Source organism: Flavobacterium sp. KH_035 (genome assembly GCF_057839565.1).
The window spans coordinates 3,815,246-3,836,818 of record NZ_CM174492.1 but is presented as its reverse complement, the minus strand read 5'-3'; the positions used below and the strand labels follow the sequence as shown (position 1 = coordinate 3,836,818).

Genomic DNA, 21,573 nt, shown 5'->3' with positions numbered 1-21,573 from the left:
ATGAATATACCTTGTATCTTAATACCAGCACTAGTGGGATTAATCTGTGGAATTTTGGGTTACTTACTGGGAAAAATGAATTCTAAAGGTGACGATTCACTTGCATTGTCCCTACAGGCTGATCTGGATGCCTGTAAAGCAAATACGCGTAATCTGAATGCAAAAATTTCTTCTCTGGAAGCTGAACTGGCCGCAAAAGCTAAAGTTAACGCAGCACCACAATCTTTTGCAGCTACAGCAGCACCTACAATCCTTTTTGACAGTGCACTTGCCGCGACCGTGTATGGCAAGAAAATAAAAGAAAATGACTTAAAAGTTGTGGAAGGAATCGGTCCAAAAATTGAAGCGCTATTCAATGCAGCAGGTATCAAAACGTGGCATGAACTATCAGAAGCTTCCACCGAAAAGCTACAATCCATACTGGATGCGGGAGGCGAAAATTATTCCATTCACAATCCAAGCACCTGGGCGAGACAAGCATTACTTGCTTATCAGGGGAAATGGCAGGAATTAAAAGACTGGCAGGACAACTTACAGGGCGGAAAAGAATAAATCCAAAATCAATATAACCTTAAAAACTGGCGTAAAGCCAGTTTTTTTTTTATGCAATACTGAAAAAATCGAAATCCCAGTACTTTGTATTATTGTACCACAACTGCCCTTTTGAAACTTCAAGCGGGCAATCAAAATTATTGGTGTAAAGCGCTCCGGTTCCTAGACCCTGAGGCATTACTGAATTTTGCAAAAAAGTCCATTGTGCAATCGCGTTGAGACCAATATTACTTTCTAATGCCGAAGTAATCCACCAACCAATTTGATATTTATCTGCCAAATCAATCCACTCCTTTGTACCTCTGAAACCGCCAATAAAACTAGGCTTCAAAACAATATACTGTGGCTTGATTTTTTGCAGTAATTTTTCTTTTTCCTCCAACGCAAAAACACCAATCAATTCTTCATCCAAAGCAATTGGAAATGGTGTTGTTTTGCACAAATCAGCTATTGCTTCAATGTTTCCTTTTTTAATGGGCTGTTCAATGCTATGCAACTGATATTTATCTAACTGATCTAGCTTATCTAAAGCTTCTTCTAAACCAAAAGCTCCATTTGCATCCACTCTGATTTCAATTTGTTCTACTGAAAAATGACTGCGGATAAAAGCTAATAATTCGAGTTCTCTTTCAAAATCAATAGCTCCAATCTTAAGTTTTATACAATTAAAACCAGTCGCCAGTTTCTCTTCAATTTGTTCTTTCATAAAGGAAGCTTCCCCCATCCAGACCAGACCATTTATCGCAATTGACTTTGAACTATTGGTAAACTGCGAAGAAAACAAAACAAAAGGATTATCACTTTTAAGAGATAAAAATGCCATTTCAATCCCAAATTGTATTGACGGAAATTCCAATAAAGCATCCCAGAGCACCTCTTCTCCCAAATGAATATTTTGACACGTCCATTGCAGTTTTTCTTCGTAATCTTCTCGGTCATCAGCGCTCAGGCCGCGAAGTATTCCGCACTCTCCTATCCCTTTTTTGCCATCTTCTTCCAAAATAATAAACCAAGTTTCTTTCTCGATCATAATACCCCTGGAAGTTCCCGAAGGTCTTTTAAACTCAAGCATGTATTTGTGACAGGTCGCTCTCATATTTTACTTAAACTATATAAGTGATACCACATCAAAACGAACAGGCACACGTATAAAGTTTTTAATTTTAATTATACAGTTTTAAAATTTTTTCAAAGTCTTTTGAAGGTAATCCTGCTTTTTGAAAAACTAAAAAGTCTTGTTTTGTTTTCTCCTTCCAGCTCAAACTGTCAGTAACGTTTTGTGACTGGTATTTTTTGTAAATGGCTTTTGCTTCACTATAATCATCGTTAATCAGGTAGACATGTGCCAGATTTAATTTTACCAGCAACTCTGTATCGTCCAGTTTCTCTCCTTCTTTCAGGAATTTAAGGGCTTTGCCATATTGTTTTGTCAAAATATAACAATATCCAATAGAACTGTAATCCAATGCAGTTGCTTTTCCATCATTAATAATTGTATTCAATTTTGGAATCGCTTCGTTGTATTTTTGAAGTCTCACTAAAGAAGCTGCCTGAGCTCTCAGATCATTGTAAACATTCTTAGAAATATCAGCGTCTTTGTAACAGCTGTTTCCAAAATCCTTGTACACTTTATTCTTTTCAATCGGTAACAGCTTTTGAAATTCCGTATAACGGTACTGCTTCATGATCTTTTCAAGGATGCAAACACAAAAATCATCAGAATTTGCCATTTTCTGAGCCATTGTAGAGGTTTTACAAAGACTTATAATTTCATTTTTATTATCCTGATTCCATCCGCGATTCAGCTTGCTATCTACCCAAGGCACGACTTCCAAAACTATCTTTTGATTTAAAAGCCAGTTTTTACTGTGAAAACCAAACCAAAGTGTATTTACATTTTGTCCCAGACACGACGATTTATCGAGTGACAATCGTTTAGCATCTTTACTCAGAGGGTCTTTCTGATCGTAACAGGCTTTATCCGTTTTTCCGTCATTAATGTACTTTTTTGCTGTTTCATTTGACGTAAACAAAGCATAGGTACAAGTATCGTCGCCTGAAATTTTAGACATTAGAAAAACCGCTCCAGCCGATCCCTGACTAATTCCGGTTGGATCGGGAATTGATTTTAAAACCGAAACCAAACTGTTGGCCATTTCCTGATTCTCATCCAGAAGTGTAATCCTGTAAACGATTTCCGTGGTTCCAACAGGTAAATCTTCTGTTTTAAGCATAATTCTGTCACGGGCAGAAACTATAATCTCTTTTGTAGTGGCACGTTCTTTGTCCCAATAGCCGTCTTTTTGCGCAAAAATGCTGCAGGAAGCGGTGCTAAAAAGAAATAGGGCAATTTTTTTTAAAATCATTTTAAAAAATTTATTTAAAGATCACTTACAAACTTCGAGCCTTATTTTTTTAAGATTTCCCGAATTCTTTTTTCAGCCTCGGCTTTGGTGATTCCATTATAATAATCTTTCACAAAAGGATGGTCAAAATCTTTATGTGGGAAAATTTCGGGTCTCTCATTGCTTGGTTTAGTGACTACTGTTGTTGGTATACTACCTGAAAACTCATACTGCGGAATGTAATTGGAAAGCCATCCAAAATATTGTGCCTCATGATCTTCATCTTCGCCGTTTTCCAGATAATCTTCAAAGCTGTTTTCGCTTAAAGAAACCCAAAAACCGTACTCCAAATCTTCGCAATGATCGTTAACCTTCTGAACCAAAACTACTCTTATAAAACGATCAACCTGATCTGCATGTTTAATAACGCAAAAATCTTCGTCGATAACTGCAATTTCTTCTTTTTCCTGTGCTGAGAGTTTACTATAAGCAGAAGGTGAATTATAACCTATTGCAGGCCAACTTTCATGCTCTTGACCACAGCAGTCGCAAATATATTTAATATCGGTCATTTCTTCAATTATAGTTCGATTGATTCTCCAATTTCAAGAAGCATCAAATCTTTTCCTTTATCGAAAAATTTACGAATAGCATCTTCATGATCAATTTTAATGTAACCAAAAGTATCAAAATGATAGCCCAGAATTTTATCACATTCTACAAAATCTGAAGCAATTATAGCATCCTCAACATCCATTGTAAAATTATTTCCTATTGGAAGTATCGCCAAATCTAGTTTAGTTCTCATCGAAATTAATTTCATATCCCATGTAAGTGCCGTATCTCCGGCAATGTAAATATTTTTATGTTCACCTTCGATTACGAAACCACCTGGGTTCCCCCCGTAACTTCCATCAGGAAAACAGCTTGAGTGAATAGCACTTACATATTTCACTCTCCCAAAATCAAACTGCCAGCTTCCACCATGATTCATAGGATGTGAACTGAACCCTAATTTGGCATAGTAACTTGCTATTTCAGCATTTGAAACTATCACTGCTTTAGTGCGCTCTGCAATAGCTTCGACATCCAGAATATGGTCACCATGTGCATGGGTTAGTAAAATATAATCGGCTTTCAGTGTTGCTATATCAACTCCCACTGCCAGCGGATTTCCTGTAATAAAGGGATCTACAATAATATGTTTTCCGCCAACTTCAATGCCTAAAGACGCGTGTCCGTAAAATGTTATTTTCATTTTAATTGATTTTTAAAATTGCACTTTATTCTATCTTCCCCCTAAAAAGAGGTTAACAATAATGTCTGAGATCAATGAAATCATACATACCGTTAACAGTATCGAAAGTAAAAAGGTACTAAGTGCCAATTTCTTCAATTCAGGATCCAACAGCTTTGGGTTTTGGTTTTTATAAACAGTAATTAAATGTTTCGTTAGCGGAATAAAAGCCAATAAGAATAAATACTGATCGAAGTTATAATCACTCAAAATTGCAAAAATAACTACTAACAGCATGGCCGTAATAATTAAAGTGAAATGGTAAATTTTAGCTTTTGCACCACCAATCTTAACCACAATTGTATTCTTACCCGATTTACGGTCTGATTCCTCATCACGCATATTGTTCAGATTCAATACTCCAACACTTAATAAACCAATTGAAATAGCCGGTAAAATCAAAAGCGGATCTACTTCTTTCGAATATAAAAAGTTTACTCCTAAGGTACTTACCAATCCAAAGAAAACAAAAACGAATACGTCTCCAAATCCTCTGTATCCATAAGCCGAATTGCCCACTGTATAACGAATTGCCGAAACTATCGCTGCTATTCCAAGCAATAAGAAAAAGATAGAGTACCCAAAATTACTTTCACCAAAAGCAAAATAAATCAATACAATGGCAGACAATAATGTCAAAAACGAAGTAATTATAATGGCTTTTTTCATGGCCTGTGGTGTAATAACACCACTCTGAATGGCACGTTGCGGACCAACTCTGTCTGCATTATCAGTACCTTTTACACCATCTCCGTAATCATTTGCAAAATTAGACAAAACCTGTAAACCAAGTGTTGTTAAAAGTGCGAAACCAAAAATTTTCCAACTGAATACTTCTGTCGGTGTGTTAATGGTGGCCGTTGGGTTTGATAAGGCGTATATACTTCCTACTATGATCCCGGAAACTGATAAAGGTAATGTACGCAAACGAGCGGCTTCGATCCAATGTTTCATTCTTTTTTATTTTGTTAGATTATTTTGTTTCAGGTTTCAAGTTTCAAGTTGCGAACGTGAAACTTGAAACATTTTTTTTACTCCCCTATGGAAGCCATTTATTCTCTCCGAAGTTTGGTTTTCTTTTTTCCAAAAAGGCATTTCGTCCTTCTTTTGCTTCTTCGGTCATGTAAGCTAAACGGGTGGCCTCTCCGGCAAAAACCTGCTGACCAACCATACCGTCGTCTGTTAAGTTCATGGCGAATTTTAGCATTTTGATAGAAGTTGGAGATTTTTGTAAAATTTCCTGTGCCCATTCATAAGCAGTAGCTTCAAGTTCGTCATGTGGAATTACGGCATTCACCATTCCCATATCCATCGCTTCCTGAGCGGAGTAATTACGCCCTAAAAAGAAAATCTCACGTGCTTTTTTCTGTCCTACCATCTTAGCTAAATAAGCTGATCCGTAACCTCCGTCAAAACTGGTTACATCGGCATCTGTTTGTTTGAAAATAGCATGTTCTTTACTTGCCAAAGTCATATCACAAACAACGTGCAAACTGTGTCCGCCACCTACTGCCCAACCCGGAACAACCGCAATAACCACTTTAGGCATGAATCGAATTAAACGTTGTACTTCAAGAATATTTAAGCGATGCTGACCATCTTCACCTACATAACCCTGATGCCCGCGTGCATTTTGGTCACCCCCACTGCAAAAAGAATAAACCCCGTCTTTGGTTGACGGCCCTTCGGCAGAAAGTAGCACCACTCCTATCGAAGTATCTTCCTGTGCATCGTAAAAAGCCTGGTACAATTCTGAAGTCGTTTTTGGACGGAAGGCATTTCTAACATTTGGTCTGTTAAAAGCAATTCTCGCAACTCCATTACATTTTTTATAAGTGATATCTTCAAATTCTCTGGCAGTGATCCAATCCATTTCTATTTGTTTTATTTTAAATAATTGATAGTGTAAAAATAAACCATTTTTATATTTTTACCTACCTCTATTTGTTTTTAGTGCTGACTAAAATCATCTGTAATGTTAACAATTGACATACTCCTACAAAAAATAATATTTTTTAACAGTAGTTTAAAAAAATAATATTTAATTTTACATCCTAGAAATCAATGAGATACATTTTATTTCATTGCTAGAAGATTGATTTTCTTTCACTGATTTATTAACCTAAAAAATGATTTTTTTGAGAAAATTTAAAAAATTTGTCGCTCATTTTTTTTCGGTTTTTATTCACAAACCATTGAAGAATGAGCAAATGATTTATTCATTTGTTGAAACTTTGAAAAGGAGATAGTAACACCTAAGGTTAAAAGCTGGAATTGTTTAGTAATTAGTATCGAATTGATTACGAAAAGAGGAAAAAATGCTAACTAAAACTTTCTACAAGTTATTTTATCAAACCAAATGGTCTAGCCGTGAAATTGAGTTTTTGTTTTTAATATGAATGTATAGATTGTTTAAAAGACATACCGTTTCAGGAAGTAATTTCTAAAATTTTTAAAGCTATTATTTTTTGAATGGATTCGAATTTATTTTATTTCTGTTTTTTTTTAATTACAATTTTTTTTAAAACTAGAATAAAAAGGGAAAGGCTACTTGTAATGAGTAGCCTTTCCTGTTATAACAATATATTTTAAACTCCAATATTCAAATTCCAATCGTACGTATCCTATTGAGATTTGGAATTTGAATATTGGAATTTTTATTCCTTTACCAGATAAATTCCGTCTTCTTTAATTTCGATAAGTTTTTCTTTATACAAAGCTCCAATAGCCTTTTTAAACGTTTTTTTACTCATTTTGAGTACCGTTTTAATATCTTCCGGATGTGAATTGTCATTTAATCGTAAAAAACCACGATTGGCTCTTAATTCATCTAAAATCTTTTCGGCATTAGGCTCAATACTCTGATATCCCTGTACTTGCAGTGCTACGTCAATTTTGTTGTCAGGACGTATGTTTTTAATGTAACCGCGCATTCTGTCTCCGGTTCTGATGGCATCATCATACACTTCATCTTTGTATAGCAATCCTTTGTGTTTCTCATTGATAATTACATTAATACCAATCTCTGTAATATGGGAAACAATCAATTCTACTTCCTCTCCTTTTTCAACGGTAAGCTCCTCATTGCTTAAAAACTGATTCGTTTTACTTGAAGCTACCAGACGATTTGTTTTTTCGTCCATGTACAAATATACCAGGTAACGTTTTCCTTTTTCCATTGGACGGGCTTGCTCTTTAAACGGAACAAGAATATCTTTTTCCATTCCCCAATCCATAAAAGCACCAACATTGTTAATGTAATTCACCCTCAATAAAGCAAATTCGTTTAATAGAATGTAAGGTTCTAGAGTTGTTGCCACCGGACGTTGTTCGTGGTCTAAATAAACAAAAACGATTAACTCTTCCCCGATTTCGAATTCGTTCGGAACGTATTTGTTTGGTAATAAAATATCATGAATTCCTTCAGGGTCTTTTTCAGGATTTCCTAAAAACAAGCCAACTTTGGTATCACGTAATATAGTAAGGGTGTTGTATTTTCCTATTTCAATCATATTCTTAAAATTCTAAGCTGTTAAGCAGCTAAGTTTCCAGCTGCAAATGTACGAAGTTTGAAAATGGTAATCCTAAAAATGTTTCTAATTAAAAAAAGCCCCCCGGATCTCATTGTAATTTATACATTTTAGTTAAATTTGAGAACCTGTAATTAATCCAAAATCAATGAAAAAGACCATTTTCTACTCCATTTTTACCTTTTTGTCCTTTACCTACATTTCTACTTCACAAGTTGTTGAAGATCCCGAAATAAAGAAAATGATCAGTGAGATCAAAGCCGAAAATCTGGAAGCTACCATTCATAAATTAGTTTCTTTTGGCACCAGACACACCCTTAGCGATACCAAAAGCAAAACCAGAGGTATTGGTGCCGCCCAACAATGGGTAAAAGCCGAATTTGACAGATTTGCCTTAGAGTCCGGCGGAAGGCTAACTTCTCAAATCGATTATTTTGACGTAAAAGCTGATGGGAAAAGAATAGCCAAAGACAGCCAACTCGGAAACGTCATGGCAACCCTGAAAGGTACCGATCCGAAAGATAATCGCGTGTTTATCATAAGCGGGCATCTGGATTCGAGAGTTTCAGACGTTATGAATGTGAAATCTGACGCTCCGGGTGCCAACGATGATGGTTCCGGTGTTGCAGCCGTTATCGAATTGGCAAAAGTAATGAGCAAAAGAGCATTTCCTGCTACTATAATTTTCGTTGCTGTAACCGGTGAAGAGCAAGGTTTGTACGGCGCCCGTCATTTGGCAGAACTGGCCAAAGCAGCCAATTGGAATATTGTTGCCATGTTAAACAATGACATGATTGGGAACAGCCTTTCCAGTGGTACTAATTTAAGAGACAATACTCAAATCAGAATTTTTAGCGAAACCATTCCGTTTTTAGAAACCGAAGAGGAAGCTAAAATGCGTAAAGCAACAAACCGCGATAATGACAGCCCGTCGCGTTTATTGGCGCGTTACATCAAAACGGTTACGGAACAATATGTAGACCAGTTAAAAGTGAAATTAGTGTATCGAAATGACCGTTTCCTCCGTGGCGGTGATCATACTCCGTTTAGTCAAAATGGCTTTACCGCAGTTCGTTTTTGCGAAATGAATGAAAATTTCAATCACCAGCATCAGGATTTAAGAACCGAAAACGGTATTCAATATGGCGATCTTGCTGAATTTATGGATTTTGACTATCTGCGAAAAAATACCTGTTCCAACTTAGCGACGCTGGCCAATTTAGCGTGGTCACCAAAAGCACCTTTAAATGTAGGAATCGAAGTAAAAGAGCTTTCTAACTCTTCCACTTTAGCCTGGAGCGCACCTGACGGAAAAACACCTAATGGTTACCAGATTTTAATGAGAGAAACTTCTTCTCCACACTGGGAAAAAACTTTTTTTACAAAAGATATTAAAACTGAAATCCCTTATTCTAAAGACAATTACTTTTTTGCCGTGCAAAGCGTCGATGCTTTAGGACATTCAAGTTTACCAGTATTTCCGGTTCCAATTCGTTAGTTTCTCTTACTATCATAAAACAAAAAAGATGCAAAGAAAAAAATAATCTCTGCATCTTTTGTTATTTATAACACTGAAAGCCTTCTTAAAGTACAAACATAGTGCAACGCACTATGTAAAATATTGCCCTGAAATGGCAAGAGCAAACAAATCGGAGCGTACATTTTAATCCTCCCTGTCTTTTAGAATACCATCCAGAATACGATAGATTGTCTTTCTTTAGCATTAGGCTTTGGCCCTTTCAGGGCTTAAACTATCGCCTCCATAACTCATGGTGCTTCGCACCATGCTATAGCTAAAGCTCTTTCAGAGCAATAGTTTTCAAATACTTAATTCTCTAGCTTACAAATTGTAGACAAATCTTTTATCATAGAAAATTCTTGATGATTCACAAAACTTTGAGGTATTACAAAAATACCCCCTATCATCTTTAATGTTTTTTTTGAATTAAGAAAACAAATCAATTATTTAAACTGCTCCACAGCTTTTCGTATTGCCTCGTTTTCAACTTAAACCAGCTCTTTAAAATATTGTTTCAAAACAACATCGTTCTCAGCGGTTGGAGTGAATATTTCCAAAATACAAGGAGCATTATTTGTCGCATAAAGAGATTTAATCCCATCGGCTAAAGAATCCTCATCAGTAGCTATAAGATAGTTCATCTGATACATTTTAGCCAGATGTTCGGCTGTTAAATGATGTGACGTCTCGAAGTAAGTATTAAAAACCGGTTTTTCTTCGTGACCTGGAAGAATCCTAAAAATCCCTCCTCCTCCATTGTTAATTAAAACAATTTTGAAGTTTTTAGGAATATAAGCATTCCACAAAGCATTACTGTCGTACAGAAAGCTAATATCTCCCGTAATAAAAACGGTTTGTTTATCGTTTCCTACAGCTGCACCAACTGCTGTTGATGTACTGCCATCAATACCACTTGTTCCCCTGTTACAATAAACTTCAATTGAAGGATCAATCTCAATTAACTGCGCGTATCTAATTGCTGAACTATTGCTAATTTGCAGCTGACTGCTTTTAGGAAGTGACCCGATTATTTTTTCAAATACTTTAAAATCTGAGAATGTAATTTTACGCAGATATTCTTCTTTTCTTATTTTTCTTAAATCGTAAATTTTATCAATTTTAGAAAAATAATCACTCTTTACAAATTCTGTTTTTGGAAGCAATTCTTTGAAAAAAGTATCAGGTTCCATTACAAAATGTTTGCTTAAAGCATTAAATGTATCATAAGCTCGTAAAGTATCTATATGCCAGTGATGTTCGGGTTTATACTTTCGTAAAAAGGCTTTAATTCGTTTGGATACAATCATACCACCAAAAGTGATTAAAACTTCCGGTTCAAGATCTTTGAAATCAGCATCATCAAATGGAGTGATTAAAGTATCAATGCTATTAATAAAACTAGGATGATGCAAATTTGATGTTGTCTCTGTAAGCACTACAATTGAGGGATCTTTGGCGAAGTTTTCCAGAATTTCTTTGTCGACAGAATTGACTTCGTTTATCCCTCCAATAAGAATTAATTTCCTTTTTGAAGTATTCCAAATGGAAACAGCTTCTGCTTCGTTTTCTATGATTCTTGTTCCCTGAATCTCTTCTAAATTGGTAATTGTTGGTGCTACAGAAAGTTCTGAAACGGTTTCGTATAAAGGCTCTTCAAAGGGAGCATTAATATGAACGGGGCCTTTTTGAAGTATGGCCGCTTCTATGGCTTTATTGATTTCTAAATCATTTTCTGCAGAAGCTTCTTCCGTTAAATTGGCATTATAAACAGAATGGTTCTGAAATACATTCTCCTGACGAATCGTTTGTCCATCACCAATATCAATCTTACTTTGAGGGCGATCTGCTGAGATAACAATTAATGGAATCTGACTGTAAAACGCTTCGGCTACCGCGGGATAATAGTTCAATAATGCTGATCCTGACGTACAAACAATTGCAGTAGGTACTTTGGTTTGCTGTGCAATTCCCAATGCAAAAAAAGCAGCACAACGCTCATCGGCAATACTGTAACAGTTAAAATTAGGGTTCTGGGCAAATCCTATGGTCAAAGGTGCGTTTCTTGATCCTGGAGAAATTATAATATTCGTGATTCCTTTGCCTGAACAAATTTCGATAATGCTTTGTGCAAGCGCTATTTTGGGGTAAATCATTCTTATGGTGTATTACTTTTTGAAAAGAAGCTTACTGTTTTTAAGGCTCTTTTTGACCTCACAAAGTTACAAACTTCACATTGGATTTAACTTATAAATATGAAGATATTGAAACGAGTTTCTGGAAAAAGGGGATATATTTGTAAAAACGATTTTTTCGATTCAAACAAAGCCGCTATGCGTTTCCTATATCTATTCTTTTTTTTAATTTCAGTACAGGCTATACAAGCACAAAATCAGTTTATTCCTGACGATACTCCATACAATACTGCCCTGAAGAACGCCAAAACACAAGGAAAACCACTTTTTGTAATGCTTTATGCAGATTGGTGTCCGCATTGTAATTTGATGAAAAAAGAAGTTTTTACTGACCCAACTGTGATGGAGTTTCTAAACAAAAATTATGTTTGTGTCTGGAAAAATATTGAAAAAGAAGAAGGCATAACACTTAAGAATAAATTCAATACGAAATCACTTCCCACTTTTCTGTTTATAGATCCTACTAACGAAATCCTTTTGTATACCTTAAAAGGAGAATTAAAAAAGGATGTTTTTATGATGGAAGCAAATTTTGCCTTAAATCCAAAGTTACAATTGCCTTATCTTGAAAAAGAATTCCTCGCTGATTCCGGTAATTCTGTGAAATTCTTTAACTATCTGAATACGCTGAAAAAAGGAAAAGACCGTACTGATTTATCCGTCCCGACACACATTTACCTCAATACCCAATCGGATGCACAATTGGTTAGTGAAACTAACTGGAGGGTGATTGCCAACGGGGTTACAGATATAAAATCAAGAGAATTTCAATATGTTTTAAGCCACGTAAAAGAATTTGCTGCTGTAGCTTCTCAAAGTCGTATCGACCGCAAGATTGAAAATATAATAACCGAATCGCTTCGCCCTTATGTTGATAATTTAGACACAACAAACTATTACAAACAAAGAGAAATTGCAAAATCAATACACCTCCAAAAAATAGATTCAATGGTGTTTAAATTTGACTTAACTCTCGCTGAACGAACTGAAAAATGGCAGTTCTACAAAAAAGTTACCCTCGATAATACACAAAAATTAGTCTGGAACGATGCCAGCGCTCTAAAAGACATCGGACAAACTTACTTAAAACATATCACGAACACAGAGAGTTTGAAAAAGTCGATTTCATGGGTAAAACATGCGATCGAATTAAATGATTCTTATGATGGAAATCTGTTGCTGGCAAGACTTTACAATAAAATAAAAGACAAGAAATCGGCTTTGCAATATGCCAGGGATGCTAAGGAAATTTCAAAAGAAATGAACTGGAATTCCAAAGAAGTTGATACTTTACTGGCAGAACTCAACACTAAATAATCTAAAAAACAGCTATGAGCCTAAACCTTAGACCGGCAACAATAAAAGATTTAGAAAAGATTCTGAATATTGTAAATCATTCTATCCTACATACCACTGCAAACTACAGTTATGAAGTCCAAACTCTTGAAATTCAGACAAAATGGTTTGAAGATAAAAAAGCCAAAAACCTGCCAGTAGTAGTTGCTGTTTTAGACGGAGAGGTCGTTGGATTTGGAAGCTACGGACAATTCCGTGAGAAGATTGGATATCAATATACAGTAGAACATTCTGTTTATGTAGTCGACAATGTAATCGGAAAAGGTATTGGATCTCAGTTACTATCAGAATTAATTCGGTTGGCCAAAGAACAGGGCTATCACGTAATGATTGGAGCAATTGATGCTAATAATGCCGGAAGTATTGCTTTTCATGAAAAATTTGGCTTTGTCACAACAGGAACCATTCGTGAAGTTGGATACAAATTTGACCATTGGCTCGATTTGGTTTTCATGCAATTGATACTCAAATAACCCTATACGCAATAAAAAATCCACCAATTTGAATATATACAATTCAAACTGGTGGATTTTTATATTTGGTTCAGGTCGTTTTACTAACTCTTGATCCAGTTAATTACTTCCGGATCTGTTGGTAACGTTCTTGGTTTAATCACTTTTACCAATTCACCTTTTTCGTTGATCAGGTATTTTTGAAAGTTCCATTCTACCTCAGAATCCTGTAATCCGTTTTTAGATTTTTGTGTTAAGAACTTGTAGACCTCGCACATATCATTTCCTTTTACGGAAACTTTATCCATCATTGGAAATGTTACGCCATAATTTTGCTGGCAAAATGTCTCAATTTCTTTGTTTGTTCCTGGTTCCTGCGATGCAAAATTATTTGCAGGGAAACCTACAATTACAAATCCTTTATCTTTGTACTCTTTATAGATTGCCTCAAGATCCTTGTACTGAGGAGTTAAACCGCATTTTGATGCAGTGTTTACAATCATCACTTTTTTTCCTTTTAGCGAAGCAAAATCAAAAGTGTCTCCCGATAAATCTTCAACCTTAAATTGATAAATGGTTTCTTTTGCCATAGTTTTATCTGTTTTAGATAATTTTTCTTTACTGGTTTGCGCCTGTATTTTGGTGCCGAATAAAAGAGCAACACTACAAGCTATAAATACGACTTTTTTCATTGTTTAATTTTTTATAAAATTAGTTAAATTCTCCTTCTCCAAATGACTTTGCTTGCTATATTTTTACTAAACATAAGTTAAATAAAAAATTGAAGCCTAACGTTAATCAGACGTTAGGCTTCCCCCCATACAAACAAATCAAACCATGAATTAATTTTTCTTATCTTTTATATCTTTATGTTAAATACAGTTGATGTCCCGGTTATAGTGCTTATATCTCTCAAAATTCCGATCCTTTTGATATATATTTTAATGGCATTTATGTTCTACTCTGGGCAAGAAAGGGGCTTCCGGAATTCTAAATTCATTTTTCTTTGGAAGTCCGAAGACATCAACTTATCTACTAATTCCTAATTAATGCATTATCGTTAGCTATTCTCTCTGAATTCTTGTTATCATATCGAACAAGTCCTTTGCGGAAATCATTTTTACTGAATCCCTCAAGTGCTAAGACTGTGGTTAAACCTACAATCAGTATTTTTAGTTTATTGAAGCTATTCATGATAATTAATTTTTTATTGAGATTTACTTTACGATTAATTCTTTCTAAATGTTAATTTTTATTATTGCTTCTAAAATTAGAAATGTCATCACAGAATTCAAACAACCTTCATTTTCAATGATTTGCTATTTTACTTGATTGTAATTCTGATGTTATAATAGCATTTACGTAATTGGATTGCTTTTGGTTTTTAAAAAATCAAAAAAAAACATATTTTTTTTCAAACTCCTTATTTTCCTAGGTTTTAGACTGTTAAAAAAAAATAAAATTTCAGAAAAAATAAATTATCTTTATCTCAGGTTATACATTATGCTTCAAAAATTTTGTTTCAACTTAAAAATCCCAATCTATGAGTCAAGAAGAATTGTTAGTTTTAATTTACAAAAAAGACGAAAGAGCTTTTACGCATTTGTACGATATGTACTCGAAAAGTTTGTTTTCCGTCATTAATGTCCTTATAAAAAACCGTGAAGAAGCCGAAGATGTTTTGCAGGAAGTTTTTGTCAAAATCTGGAAAAATATCGATTCATACAATGAAAGTAAAGGACGATTTTACACCTGGATCCTTAATATTGCTAGGAATACCTCAATTGATAAGTTAAGATCCAAAAATTTTAATAACAGTCAAAAAAACCTTTCTTCAGATAATTTCGTAAATCTGTTAGACGACAGTAATAAACTCGTTAATAGAATTGATACTATTGGAATTCAAGAATTTGTAAAAAAATTAAAACCAAAATGTATTGAGATTATAGATTTATTATTTTTTAAAGGATACACCCAACAAGAAGCTTCAGAAGAATTGGCAATGCCTTTGGGAACTATCAAAACGCAAAACAGAAACTGTATTAATGATTTAAGAAATTATCTAAAAATATAATGGAAGCAAAAGAGTATATAGAATCAGGAATTCTGGAACTGTATGTTTACGGTTTATTGACCGAAACTGAAAATCTGGAAATAGCCGAACTGGCTAAGAAAAATCCGGAAGTTGATCAGGAAATTATTTCGATCGAAAAAGCTATTGTAGCTTTATCATCAAGTTTCTCTCCTTTTCACTCGGTAGCCAATTTTGAGAAAATAAAAGCTCGTTTAGAGTTGAAACACGGCAAAGTAGTCGACATGAAACCTGCTTCAAACTGGTCTCAATATGTGGGCTGGGCTGCGGCGGTACTACTGCTCTTAGGTTTTGGATATCAAACTTTAGAATTGACAAAATCGAAAGAAGCTATTGCAACTGTTGGTACTGAGAAAAACAAAATAGAAAAAGATTACGCTTTCTTAGATCAGCAGAATAAGCAAACCGAAAAAAGTCTGACAATTGTAAGAGACATCAAAAACACAGGTGTAACCCTTGGCGGACAAGCAGTTTCTCCAGGTTCATTTGCAAAGGTGTATTGGAACAAAGAAACAAAAACAACTTATATTGATGCTGCCGGTTTACCAAAACCTCCAAAAGGGATGGTTTATCAGGTTTGGGCTTTAAAATTAAGCCCGGTACTAACCCCTACAAGTATTGGTTTACTGAGCGATTTTGAAGGAAATTCTCAAAAAATATTTGCTGTAAATCAAACAGACTCAGCAGAGGCTTTTGGAATTACTTTAGAACCTGCTGGAGGAAGTTTGACTCCAACTATGGAACAGCTGTATACTTTAGGAAAAGTTTAAAAGCAACATCGCTTAAAACTTAAAAAACGCATATTGAATTCATTATGCGTTTTTTTATTACTTTCAATTAAAATAACCTTTACAAAATAAACCAGTTAAATCATGAACGGAACTTTACTCCTAAGAATTGCAGTAGCCATTATTCTCCTCTCCCATTCTGTTTTTGGAATGTTTAATAACGGAATCAATGATTTTGGAAATTTATATTTAAATCAAATTGGTTTCGCTCCTTTTGGCGTTTTTCTGGCTTAGTCTATCAAATTGTCCCATGTTGTAGCAGCCTTTCTTCTGCTTATTAACAAATATGTTAAACCGGCTGGATTTGTAACTATCTTCATATTGATAATGGGAATAATCCTTGTTCATTTTCAGGAAGGCTGGTTTGTTGTAGGCGGTGGAAGAAATGGTGCGGAATATAATTTTTTACTCATTGTCGTACTGCTGGCAATTATGTATCCCAATGGGTCAAAAAAAGAAAACTAAATACCTCCCGTTTAGACATAAAAAAAGATTCAGCTAAAAACTGAATCTTTTTTTTTATGTGAATTACTATTTCTTATTTTTTCTTGCTTTTATAGTGTTTACGGTATTTCGGATACGTTATCGCTCCAATAACCGAAATGGTTCCTAACGAATACCAAATCCAACTTAAAGAATGTGCTTCTCCGGTAGCATACGAATGTAAACCTACTAAATGGAAGTTAACTCCGTAATAGGTAAACAAAATAGACACAAAAGCAAACATACTCATTAAATTAAAGAACCATTTCCCTCTAAGGGCTGGTACAAAACGAGCGTGAATTACAAAAGCATATACCATAATCGAAATTAAAGCCCAGGTTTCTTTTGGATCCCATCCCCAATAACGTCCCCAACTTTCGTTGGCCCATTGACCGCCCAGGAAGTTTCCAATCGTTAGCATGATTAAACCAATTGTAAGTGACATTTCATTGATATAAGTAATCTCTTTAATGTTCAAATCCATTTTGGTTTTGTTCTTTTCATTGGTAAAGAAAATTAATACCAAAGCTACAAAACCTAAAATCATACTTAACGCAAACGGACCATAACTACCTACAATTACTGCTACGTGAATCATTAACCAATAAGAATTCAGTACTGGTTGTAAGTTTGCAATTTCAGGATCAATCCAGTTCAAATAAGCAGCCATTACGATCATTGCAGTAACAAAAGCGGATGAAGCTACGGTAAGTTTCGATTTTCTGTCAAAAGCCAATCCAAAGAACATCGTTGCCCATGCTACATATATAATAGACTCATAAGCATTACTCCATGGAGCGTGACCTGAAATGTACCAGCGTGCAATAAGCCCTAAAGTATGCAGAGCAAATAGTAATCCTACCAGTACATGAAAACCGTTGATCGTTATACGAAGCCATTTCTTCTCAAAAAAGATATTTACAATCGTAAAAATCAACATGAAAGCCGAAACGGTAAGGTACCAAAACGGTAATTTTTTGAAAATATCATATTTGTTGTATGCTATTTCAGCGTCAATTTTTTCCTCACTTGGTCGTACTTTACTTCCAAATTTCTTTTGAAAACCGTTAATACTTTCGACTAACTGATCAGCTGTAGTAAAGTTTTTAGAAATAGAACCATTGTTCAGAGCACTAAAATACATTGGCAGGATTTGCGTCACATAAGTCGAATCCATTCCTTTAAATCCTCCCTGCTGTCTTTCCAGATACGATACCCATTTGTGATTTGGGTCATTCGGAATAGGGAATATTTTCAGAATACTACCGCTTAAAGCAGATTCCATCAAATTAACTCTTTTATCTGTATCCATAAAATCCTTCTCGAACTGATTTGGATTTCCTACTTTGTATGCTGCGTCTAAAAATGGTGAAAGTTTATAATTTCCGTTAGCATCAAAAAACTTTACAAACGGAGCATGTTTAGCAGTTTTCTCTACCCCGATAATTTTACGAATACTGTCATTTCCAGCTCTTAAATGGATAAGCGGAATTTGTATCCAAACCTGAGCATATTGTGTCATAGACAAAAATACCTGATCAGAATTCATTCCGTTATACGTATCGCTTTGACTTACTTTTCTAAGTAATTCAGACGAAAAGGTATTAATAGGCTTCATTCTACCTCCTGCATCCTGAATAATCAAACGACCAAATTTAGCAGCATGAGCTTCCGGAGCTTTGTAAATAGTCAATAAAGAGTCTAATTGTTTCTGACTTGGCGGAGCAGTTTCATGATTGGCGTGATCATTAGGATCTGTGTTGTGATTGTGTTCATGACCCGGTGTATGAACATGCGGTGCCTGAGCAAAACCACTTAAACCAATCATTAAAACCAAAATCGTGATCAGTTTTTCCTTTTTCTTTTTCACGCCTTCTAATTTGCGCTTCAAATCACCAAAACGCGAATGTTTGGTAAACATAATAGCCATCAAACCAATGTACAACATAAAATAACCGAAATAAGTAATGTTAGTTCCCCATGAATCGTGATTTACAGATAGAACAGTTCCTTTCTCGTCCGGATCAAAGGATGACTGGAAGAATCGGTATCCTTTATGATCTAAAACGTGATTCATATAAATATCAGCATTAAATGTTTCAGTCGAATCCTGAACTGTTACTTTACTTTCAAAAGAAGAGTAACTTTTCTCTGTTCCCGGATATTTTGTAGCAATAAAATCGTTTAATTTTATTTTAAAAGGCAAGATATATGCTTTACTTCCGTAGAATAAACTGTACTCAATTTTTCCGATTTTAACGGTTTGAGGTTCGCCTACACTACCTTTAGACCCCAAAAGTCTCACTTCTTTTTCCTGTCCGTCGGCTTTAACTTTTACAATCAAAGCATCATGATGTGATTTTGCTCTATAATCGTTATTCGATTGATAATCTACTACTCCCTTTACAGCAGGGTCCGGAAATACAATTCTAATATCACCAATACTGTACAAAGAACGCATCATCAATGGCTGTACATTATCTTTGGTAACAGTACCTTTTAATTTGTCAGCCATTCGCATAAACTCTCCTTCAAAAGGCGTTTGAATGGTATATTTTTCACCTGTAGTATTGATGTTGATCGCTCCGGCTGTTGGTTTATTCAGAGCAAATAATACGTTATGAATATTTTGTACTTCACCCTCTTTCAAAAAGTGTTCTTCACGTCCGCCAGATCCAGCTTCTACCATTTTAAGGTATAAAGTTCCTTTCGGATCCGGTTTTATGGTTTCGGTAGCTCCCATAATATAATTCACGTACGTCACTTCAAAAGGAGTTTCGTCGAATTTGCCGGAAAGTGTAAAATCATTGTTGGTAACCGGCGAAAACAATAAGTTTTTTTCAAAAACTCTACGTTTCATTTCGCCTTTGTATTCTCCATCTGCAAAAACCGTTAAGAATGTTTTATCGGAATAAATTTGATTCTCGGCAGCACCTTCACGAATTGGCATCATACCTTCGTAACTGATATAACGGGTAATAAAAGCTCCTAAAAGAATAAAGATAAAAGCAAGGTGCAATAACAGCGTTGCCCATTTTTCTTTTTTTAGTAGTTGGTAACGTTTGATGTTTCCAAAGAAATTGATCAGAAAAAAGACCATTATCGCCTCAAACCACCAGGTATTGTAAATTAAAATTCGGGCTGTATCTGTGTTGTACTTACTTTCGATAAAAGTTCCAACACCCATTGCAATTGCGAATGTTAAAAAAAGAACGGCCATTAATCGTGTAGAAAACAAAAAAGAGAATATTTTTTTATCCATTTTTAAGGAATTACATTGTATAAAAGTGCCACAAAAGTACTTAAAAATGTTGACTCTCAATATTTGTGATTTGTTAATAAAAACTAAAAAAGCCCATCAAACTAAATTGATTTCATAAAACCGTACGCATATTTCTACAAAGTTCTGATTAAGTTAACTAATTTGTTTTTCCATGCCACAGATTATAGGATTAAAAAAGGATTTATTCTCATAGCAAACTTCGCCTTGAATAGTATCTTTTGAATAAATCAAGAGAATCATTGTAATCAGTATCATCTGTGGCTAAACTTCCATCGTGCTTATTCTCTTTAAAAAAATAATGCTAATTTTGCGATATGATTCGAATTACAATAATTGGTTCCGGAAATGTTGCCCAACATTTGATAAAAGCTTTCTCTAAAAGCGAAGCGGTGGAAATTGTGCAGGTATTTTCCAGAAAAAAAGAAGCTCTTGCTTCTTTAATTAGTTTTGAAAAAATTGTAAATACTTTTGACTCCTTTCTTGAAGCTGATCTCTATATTATTGCTGTTTCTGATAATGCAATTTCAGAAGTTTCAAAACAATTGCCTTTTCAAAACCGGGTTGTAGTTCACACCTCAGGCGCAGCTTCACTCGATGTTTTGGATGCTAAAAACAGAAAGGGTGTTTTTTATCCGCTTCAGACATTTTCAAAGAATAAGGAAATTGATTTCTTCACCATTCCAATGTGTCTGGAGGCCGAAAACACATTTGATTATCGTGTTTTAGAAAGTGTCGCCAAAAGCATTTCCCAAGCTGTTTATCCTATAAATTCAGACCAAAGAAAGGCATTACACGTTGCAGCCGTTTTTGTCAATAATTTCACCAATCATCTTTATCAAATCGGACAGGAGATTTGCAAAGAACATCAGGTACCCTTTGAAGTTTTAAAGCCTTTAATTCAGGAAACTGCTCAAAAAATAAATACTTTAGCCCCTTCGGATGCGCAAACGGGCCCTGCAAAACGCAAAGATTCTAGCACAATTGAAGCTCATTTGGAGTATTTAACCCATGAAAATCAAAAGAATATATATAAATTACTAACACAATCTATACAAAATAATGGCAAAAAATTATAAAGAAATAATGAATGACATCACAACGTTTGTTTTTGATGTTGATGGCGTACTTACAGACAGTTCGGTTTTTGTAACCAATGAAGGGGAGATCCTTCGTACGATGAATATTCGTGATGGTTATGCGATGAAAGCGGCAGTTGAAAGCGGCTATAATGTGTGCATTATTTCTGGCGGAAGCAATGAAGGAGTACGCGTTCGTTTGCGTAATTTAGGAATTAAAGACATTCATCTGGGAACTCCCGACAAAGTAAAAACTTTTAAAGAATACACGGAGACTTATAACATTAAACCTGAACAGGTTTTATATATGGGTGATGATATTCCGGACTTTCATGTAATGAAATTAGTAGGTTTGCCAACCTGTCCGCAAGATGCCAGCCCGGAAATCAAAAATATTTGCCGTTATATCTCACATGTAAATGGCGGAAAAGGCGCTGCCCGTGATGTAATCGAACAAGTAATGAAAGTTCAGGAAAAATGGATGGAACATTTTAGCGGGAAACACGATTAATGATTGTAAATTTTAGATTGTAGATTTTAGATTGCGGATTACATTTCACACATAACATTTTACATCTCACAAAAAACTTAGTCCCTTAGCCTCTCAG

The 21,573-nt window shown here is 35.0% G+C and carries 20 protein-coding genes; 10 read left to right on the top strand and 10 right to left on the bottom strand.

Annotated elements, in window-relative coordinates:
- Positions 1-552 (top strand): hypothetical protein, encoded by a 552-nt coding sequence (locus AC3IS6_RS15745; RefSeq protein WP_489160736.1) that lies wholly within the window; start codon positions 1-3, stop codon positions 550-552.
- Positions 553-601: 49 nt separating this feature from the next.
- Here the strand turns inward: AC3IS6_RS15745 and AC3IS6_RS15740 are convergent, their stop codons facing one another.
- The 7 genes from AC3IS6_RS15740 to AC3IS6_RS15710 all read right to left on the bottom strand — a co-directional run bounded on the left by AC3IS6_RS15740 (position 602) and on the right by AC3IS6_RS15710 (position 7,706).
- The gene (locus AC3IS6_RS15740) at positions 602-1,648 is read right to left on the bottom strand and encodes an o-succinylbenzoate synthase (protein WP_489160734.1); all 1,047 of its coding nucleotides are present in this window, start codon (positions 1,646-1,648) and stop codon (positions 602-604) included.
- 67 nt (positions 1,649-1,715) lie between these two features.
- Positions 1,716-2,918: a tetratricopeptide repeat protein gene (locus AC3IS6_RS15735; protein ID WP_489160732.1), complete on the bottom strand. Its 1,203-nt coding sequence runs from the start codon at positions 2,916-2,918 to the stop codon at positions 1,716-1,718.
- Between the two features lie 41 nt (positions 2,919-2,959).
- Positions 2,960-3,469 carry a DUF2199 domain-containing protein gene (locus AC3IS6_RS15730; RefSeq protein ID WP_489160730.1) on the bottom strand — a complete coding sequence of 170 codons (510 nt, stop codon included), beginning with the start codon at positions 3,467-3,469 and terminating at the stop codon, positions 2,960-2,962.
- 8 nt (positions 3,470-3,477) lie between these two features.
- Positions 3,478-4,155 (bottom strand): metal-dependent hydrolase, encoded by a 678-nt coding sequence (locus tag AC3IS6_RS15725; RefSeq protein ID WP_489160728.1) that lies wholly within the window; start codon positions 4,153-4,155, stop codon positions 3,478-3,480.
- A 30-nt stretch (positions 4,156-4,185) separates the two neighbouring features.
- Complete coding sequence (menA, locus tag AC3IS6_RS15720) at positions 4,186-5,148, bottom strand: 1,4-dihydroxy-2-naphthoate octaprenyltransferase (protein WP_489160727.1); 963 nt, start codon at positions 5,146-5,148, stop codon at positions 4,186-4,188.
- 85 nt (positions 5,149-5,233) lie between these two features.
- Complete coding sequence (locus tag AC3IS6_RS15715) at positions 5,234-6,067, bottom strand: 1,4-dihydroxy-2-naphthoyl-CoA synthase (protein WP_017498510.1); 834 nt, start codon at positions 6,065-6,067, stop codon at positions 5,234-5,236.
- 784 nt (positions 6,068-6,851) lie between these two features.
- The gene (locus tag AC3IS6_RS15710; RefSeq protein ID WP_489160725.1) at positions 6,852-7,706 is read right to left on the bottom strand and encodes a CvfB family protein; all 855 of its coding nucleotides are present in this window, start codon (positions 7,704-7,706) and stop codon (positions 6,852-6,854) included.
- Positions 7,707-7,872: 166 nt separating this feature from the next.
- Between AC3IS6_RS15710 and AC3IS6_RS15705 the strand changes: the two genes are divergently transcribed.
- On the top strand, positions 7,873-9,222 hold the full coding sequence (locus AC3IS6_RS15705) for a M28 family metallopeptidase (protein ID WP_489160723.1): 1,350 nt from the start codon (positions 7,873-7,875) through the stop codon (positions 9,220-9,222).
- Between the two features lie 509 nt (positions 9,223-9,731).
- Here the strand turns inward: AC3IS6_RS15705 and menD are convergent.
- Complete coding sequence (gene menD, locus AC3IS6_RS15700) at positions 9,732-11,396, bottom strand: 2-succinyl-5-enolpyruvyl-6-hydroxy-3-cyclohexene-1-carboxylic-acid synthase (protein ID WP_489160721.1); 1,665 nt, start codon at positions 11,394-11,396, stop codon at positions 9,732-9,734.
- A gap of 177 nt (positions 11,397-11,573) precedes the next feature.
- Between menD and AC3IS6_RS15695 the strand changes: the two genes are divergently transcribed.
- Entirely contained in the window at positions 11,574-12,752 is a 1,179-nt protein-coding gene (locus AC3IS6_RS15695; protein WP_489160720.1) for a thioredoxin family protein, read from the top strand.
- Between the two features lie 14 nt (positions 12,753-12,766).
- Positions 12,767-13,264: a GNAT family N-acetyltransferase gene (locus AC3IS6_RS15690; RefSeq protein WP_489160718.1), complete on the top strand. Its 498-nt coding sequence runs from the start codon at positions 12,767-12,769 to the stop codon at positions 13,262-13,264.
- Between the two features lie 83 nt (positions 13,265-13,347).
- On the opposite strand, the gene AC3IS6_RS15685 is transcribed toward AC3IS6_RS15690, so the two are convergent.
- Positions 13,348-13,935 carry a glutathione peroxidase gene (locus tag AC3IS6_RS15685; RefSeq protein WP_489160716.1) on the bottom strand — a complete coding sequence of 196 codons (588 nt, stop codon included), beginning with the start codon at positions 13,933-13,935 and terminating at the stop codon, positions 13,348-13,350.
- 851 nt (positions 13,936-14,786) lie between these two features.
- Between AC3IS6_RS15685 and AC3IS6_RS15680 the strand changes: the two genes are divergently transcribed.
- The 4 genes from AC3IS6_RS15680 to AC3IS6_RS15665 all read left to right on the top strand — a co-directional run bounded on the left by AC3IS6_RS15680 (position 14,787) and on the right by AC3IS6_RS15665 (position 16,588).
- Complete coding sequence (locus AC3IS6_RS15680; RefSeq protein WP_017498502.1) at positions 14,787-15,317, top strand: RNA polymerase sigma factor; 531 nt, start codon at positions 14,787-14,789, stop codon at positions 15,315-15,317.
- Entirely contained in the window at positions 15,317-16,105 is a 789-nt protein-coding gene (locus AC3IS6_RS15675) for an anti-sigma factor (protein ID WP_489160714.1), read from the top strand. Before AC3IS6_RS15680 ends, AC3IS6_RS15675 begins: the two co-directional genes overlap by 1 nt.
- Before the next feature lie 102 nt (positions 16,106-16,207).
- Positions 16,208-16,357 carry a hypothetical protein gene (locus AC3IS6_RS15670; RefSeq protein ID WP_489160712.1) on the top strand — a complete coding sequence of 50 codons (150 nt, stop codon included), beginning with the start codon at positions 16,208-16,210 and terminating at the stop codon, positions 16,355-16,357.
- Between the two features lie 93 nt (positions 16,358-16,450).
- On the top strand, positions 16,451-16,588 hold the full coding sequence (locus AC3IS6_RS15665) for a hypothetical protein (RefSeq protein ID WP_489160710.1): 138 nt from the start codon (positions 16,451-16,453) through the stop codon (positions 16,586-16,588).
- 73 nt (positions 16,589-16,661) lie between these two features.
- Here the strand turns inward: AC3IS6_RS15665 and AC3IS6_RS15660 are convergent, their stop codons facing one another.
- Positions 16,662-19,868 carry a cytochrome c biogenesis protein gene (locus AC3IS6_RS15660; RefSeq protein ID WP_489160709.1) on the bottom strand — a complete coding sequence of 1,069 codons (3,207 nt, stop codon included), beginning with the start codon at positions 19,866-19,868 and terminating at the stop codon, positions 16,662-16,664.
- 335 nt (positions 19,869-20,203) lie between these two features.
- Here AC3IS6_RS15660 and AC3IS6_RS15655 point away from each other — a divergent pair, with 335 nt between their 5' ends.
- On the top strand, positions 20,204-20,965 hold the full coding sequence (locus tag AC3IS6_RS15655; RefSeq protein ID WP_489160707.1) for a Rossmann-like and DUF2520 domain-containing protein: 762 nt from the start codon (positions 20,204-20,206) through the stop codon (positions 20,963-20,965).
- Positions 20,949-21,476: a KdsC family phosphatase gene (locus AC3IS6_RS15650; protein WP_489160704.1), complete on the top strand. Its 528-nt coding sequence runs from the start codon at positions 20,949-20,951 to the stop codon at positions 21,474-21,476. The genes AC3IS6_RS15655 and AC3IS6_RS15650 overlap by 17 nt, the downstream gene beginning before the upstream one ends.
- Positions 21,477-21,573: the final 97 nt, after the last annotated feature.

What these genes read in the sequence shown, in the direction of transcription:
- AC3IS6_RS15670 (WP_489160712.1), top strand. Translation starts at nt 16,208, where the DNA reads ATGAACGGAACTTTACTCCTAAGAATTGCAGTAGCCATTATTCTCCTC.
- AC3IS6_RS15705 (WP_489160723.1), top strand. Translation starts at nt 7,873, where the DNA reads ATGAAAAAGACCATTTTCTACTCCATTTTTACCTTTTTGTCCTTTACC.
- menD (WP_489160721.1), bottom strand. Translation starts at nt 11,396, where the DNA reads ATGATTTACCCCAAAATAGCGCTTGCACAAAGCATTATCGAAATTTGT.
- AC3IS6_RS15735 (WP_489160732.1), bottom strand. Translation starts at nt 2,918, where the DNA reads ATGATTTTAAAAAAAATTGCCCTATTTCTTTTTAGCACCGCTTCCTGC.
- AC3IS6_RS15715 (WP_017498510.1), bottom strand. Translation starts at nt 6,067, where the DNA reads ATGGATTGGATCACTGCCAGAGAATTTGAAGATATCACTTATAAAAAA.
- AC3IS6_RS15740 (WP_489160734.1), bottom strand. Translation starts at nt 1,648, where the DNA reads ATGAGAGCGACCTGTCACAAATACATGCTTGAGTTTAAAAGACCTTCG.
- AC3IS6_RS15690 (WP_489160718.1), top strand. Translation starts at nt 12,767, where the DNA reads ATGAGCCTAAACCTTAGACCGGCAACAATAAAAGATTTAGAAAAGATT.
- AC3IS6_RS15745 (WP_489160736.1), top strand. Translation starts at nt 1, where the DNA reads ATGAATATACCTTGTATCTTAATACCAGCACTAGTGGGATTAATCTGT.
- menA (WP_489160727.1), bottom strand. Translation starts at nt 5,148, where the DNA reads ATGAAACATTGGATCGAAGCCGCTCGTTTGCGTACATTACCTTTATCA.
- AC3IS6_RS15680 (WP_017498502.1), top strand. Translation starts at nt 14,787, where the DNA reads ATGAGTCAAGAAGAATTGTTAGTTTTAATTTACAAAAAAGACGAAAGA.
- AC3IS6_RS15730 (WP_489160730.1), bottom strand. Translation starts at nt 3,469, where the DNA reads ATGACCGATATTAAATATATTTGCGACTGCTGTGGTCAAGAGCATGAA.
- AC3IS6_RS15685 (WP_489160716.1), bottom strand. Translation starts at nt 13,935, where the DNA reads ATGAAAAAAGTCGTATTTATAGCTTGTAGTGTTGCTCTTTTATTCGGC.
- AC3IS6_RS15660 (WP_489160709.1), bottom strand. Translation starts at nt 19,868, where the DNA reads ATGGATAAAAAAATATTCTCTTTTTTGTTTTCTACACGATTAATGGCC.
- AC3IS6_RS15675 (WP_489160714.1), top strand. Translation starts at nt 15,317, where the DNA reads ATGGAAGCAAAAGAGTATATAGAATCAGGAATTCTGGAACTGTATGTT.
- AC3IS6_RS15650 (WP_489160704.1), top strand. Translation starts at nt 20,949, where the DNA reads ATGGCAAAAAATTATAAAGAAATAATGAATGACATCACAACGTTTGTT.
- AC3IS6_RS15695 (WP_489160720.1), top strand. Translation starts at nt 11,574, where the DNA reads ATGCGTTTCCTATATCTATTCTTTTTTTTAATTTCAGTACAGGCTATA.
- AC3IS6_RS15655 (WP_489160707.1), top strand. Translation starts at nt 20,204, where the DNA reads ATGATTCGAATTACAATAATTGGTTCCGGAAATGTTGCCCAACATTTG.
- AC3IS6_RS15725 (WP_489160728.1), bottom strand. Translation starts at nt 4,155, where the DNA reads ATGAAAATAACATTTTACGGACACGCGTCTTTAGGCATTGAAGTTGGC.
- AC3IS6_RS15665 (WP_489160710.1), top strand. Translation starts at nt 16,451, where the DNA reads ATGGGAATAATCCTTGTTCATTTTCAGGAAGGCTGGTTTGTTGTAGGC.
- AC3IS6_RS15710 (WP_489160725.1), bottom strand. Translation starts at nt 7,706, where the DNA reads ATGATTGAAATAGGAAAATACAACACCCTTACTATATTACGTGATACC.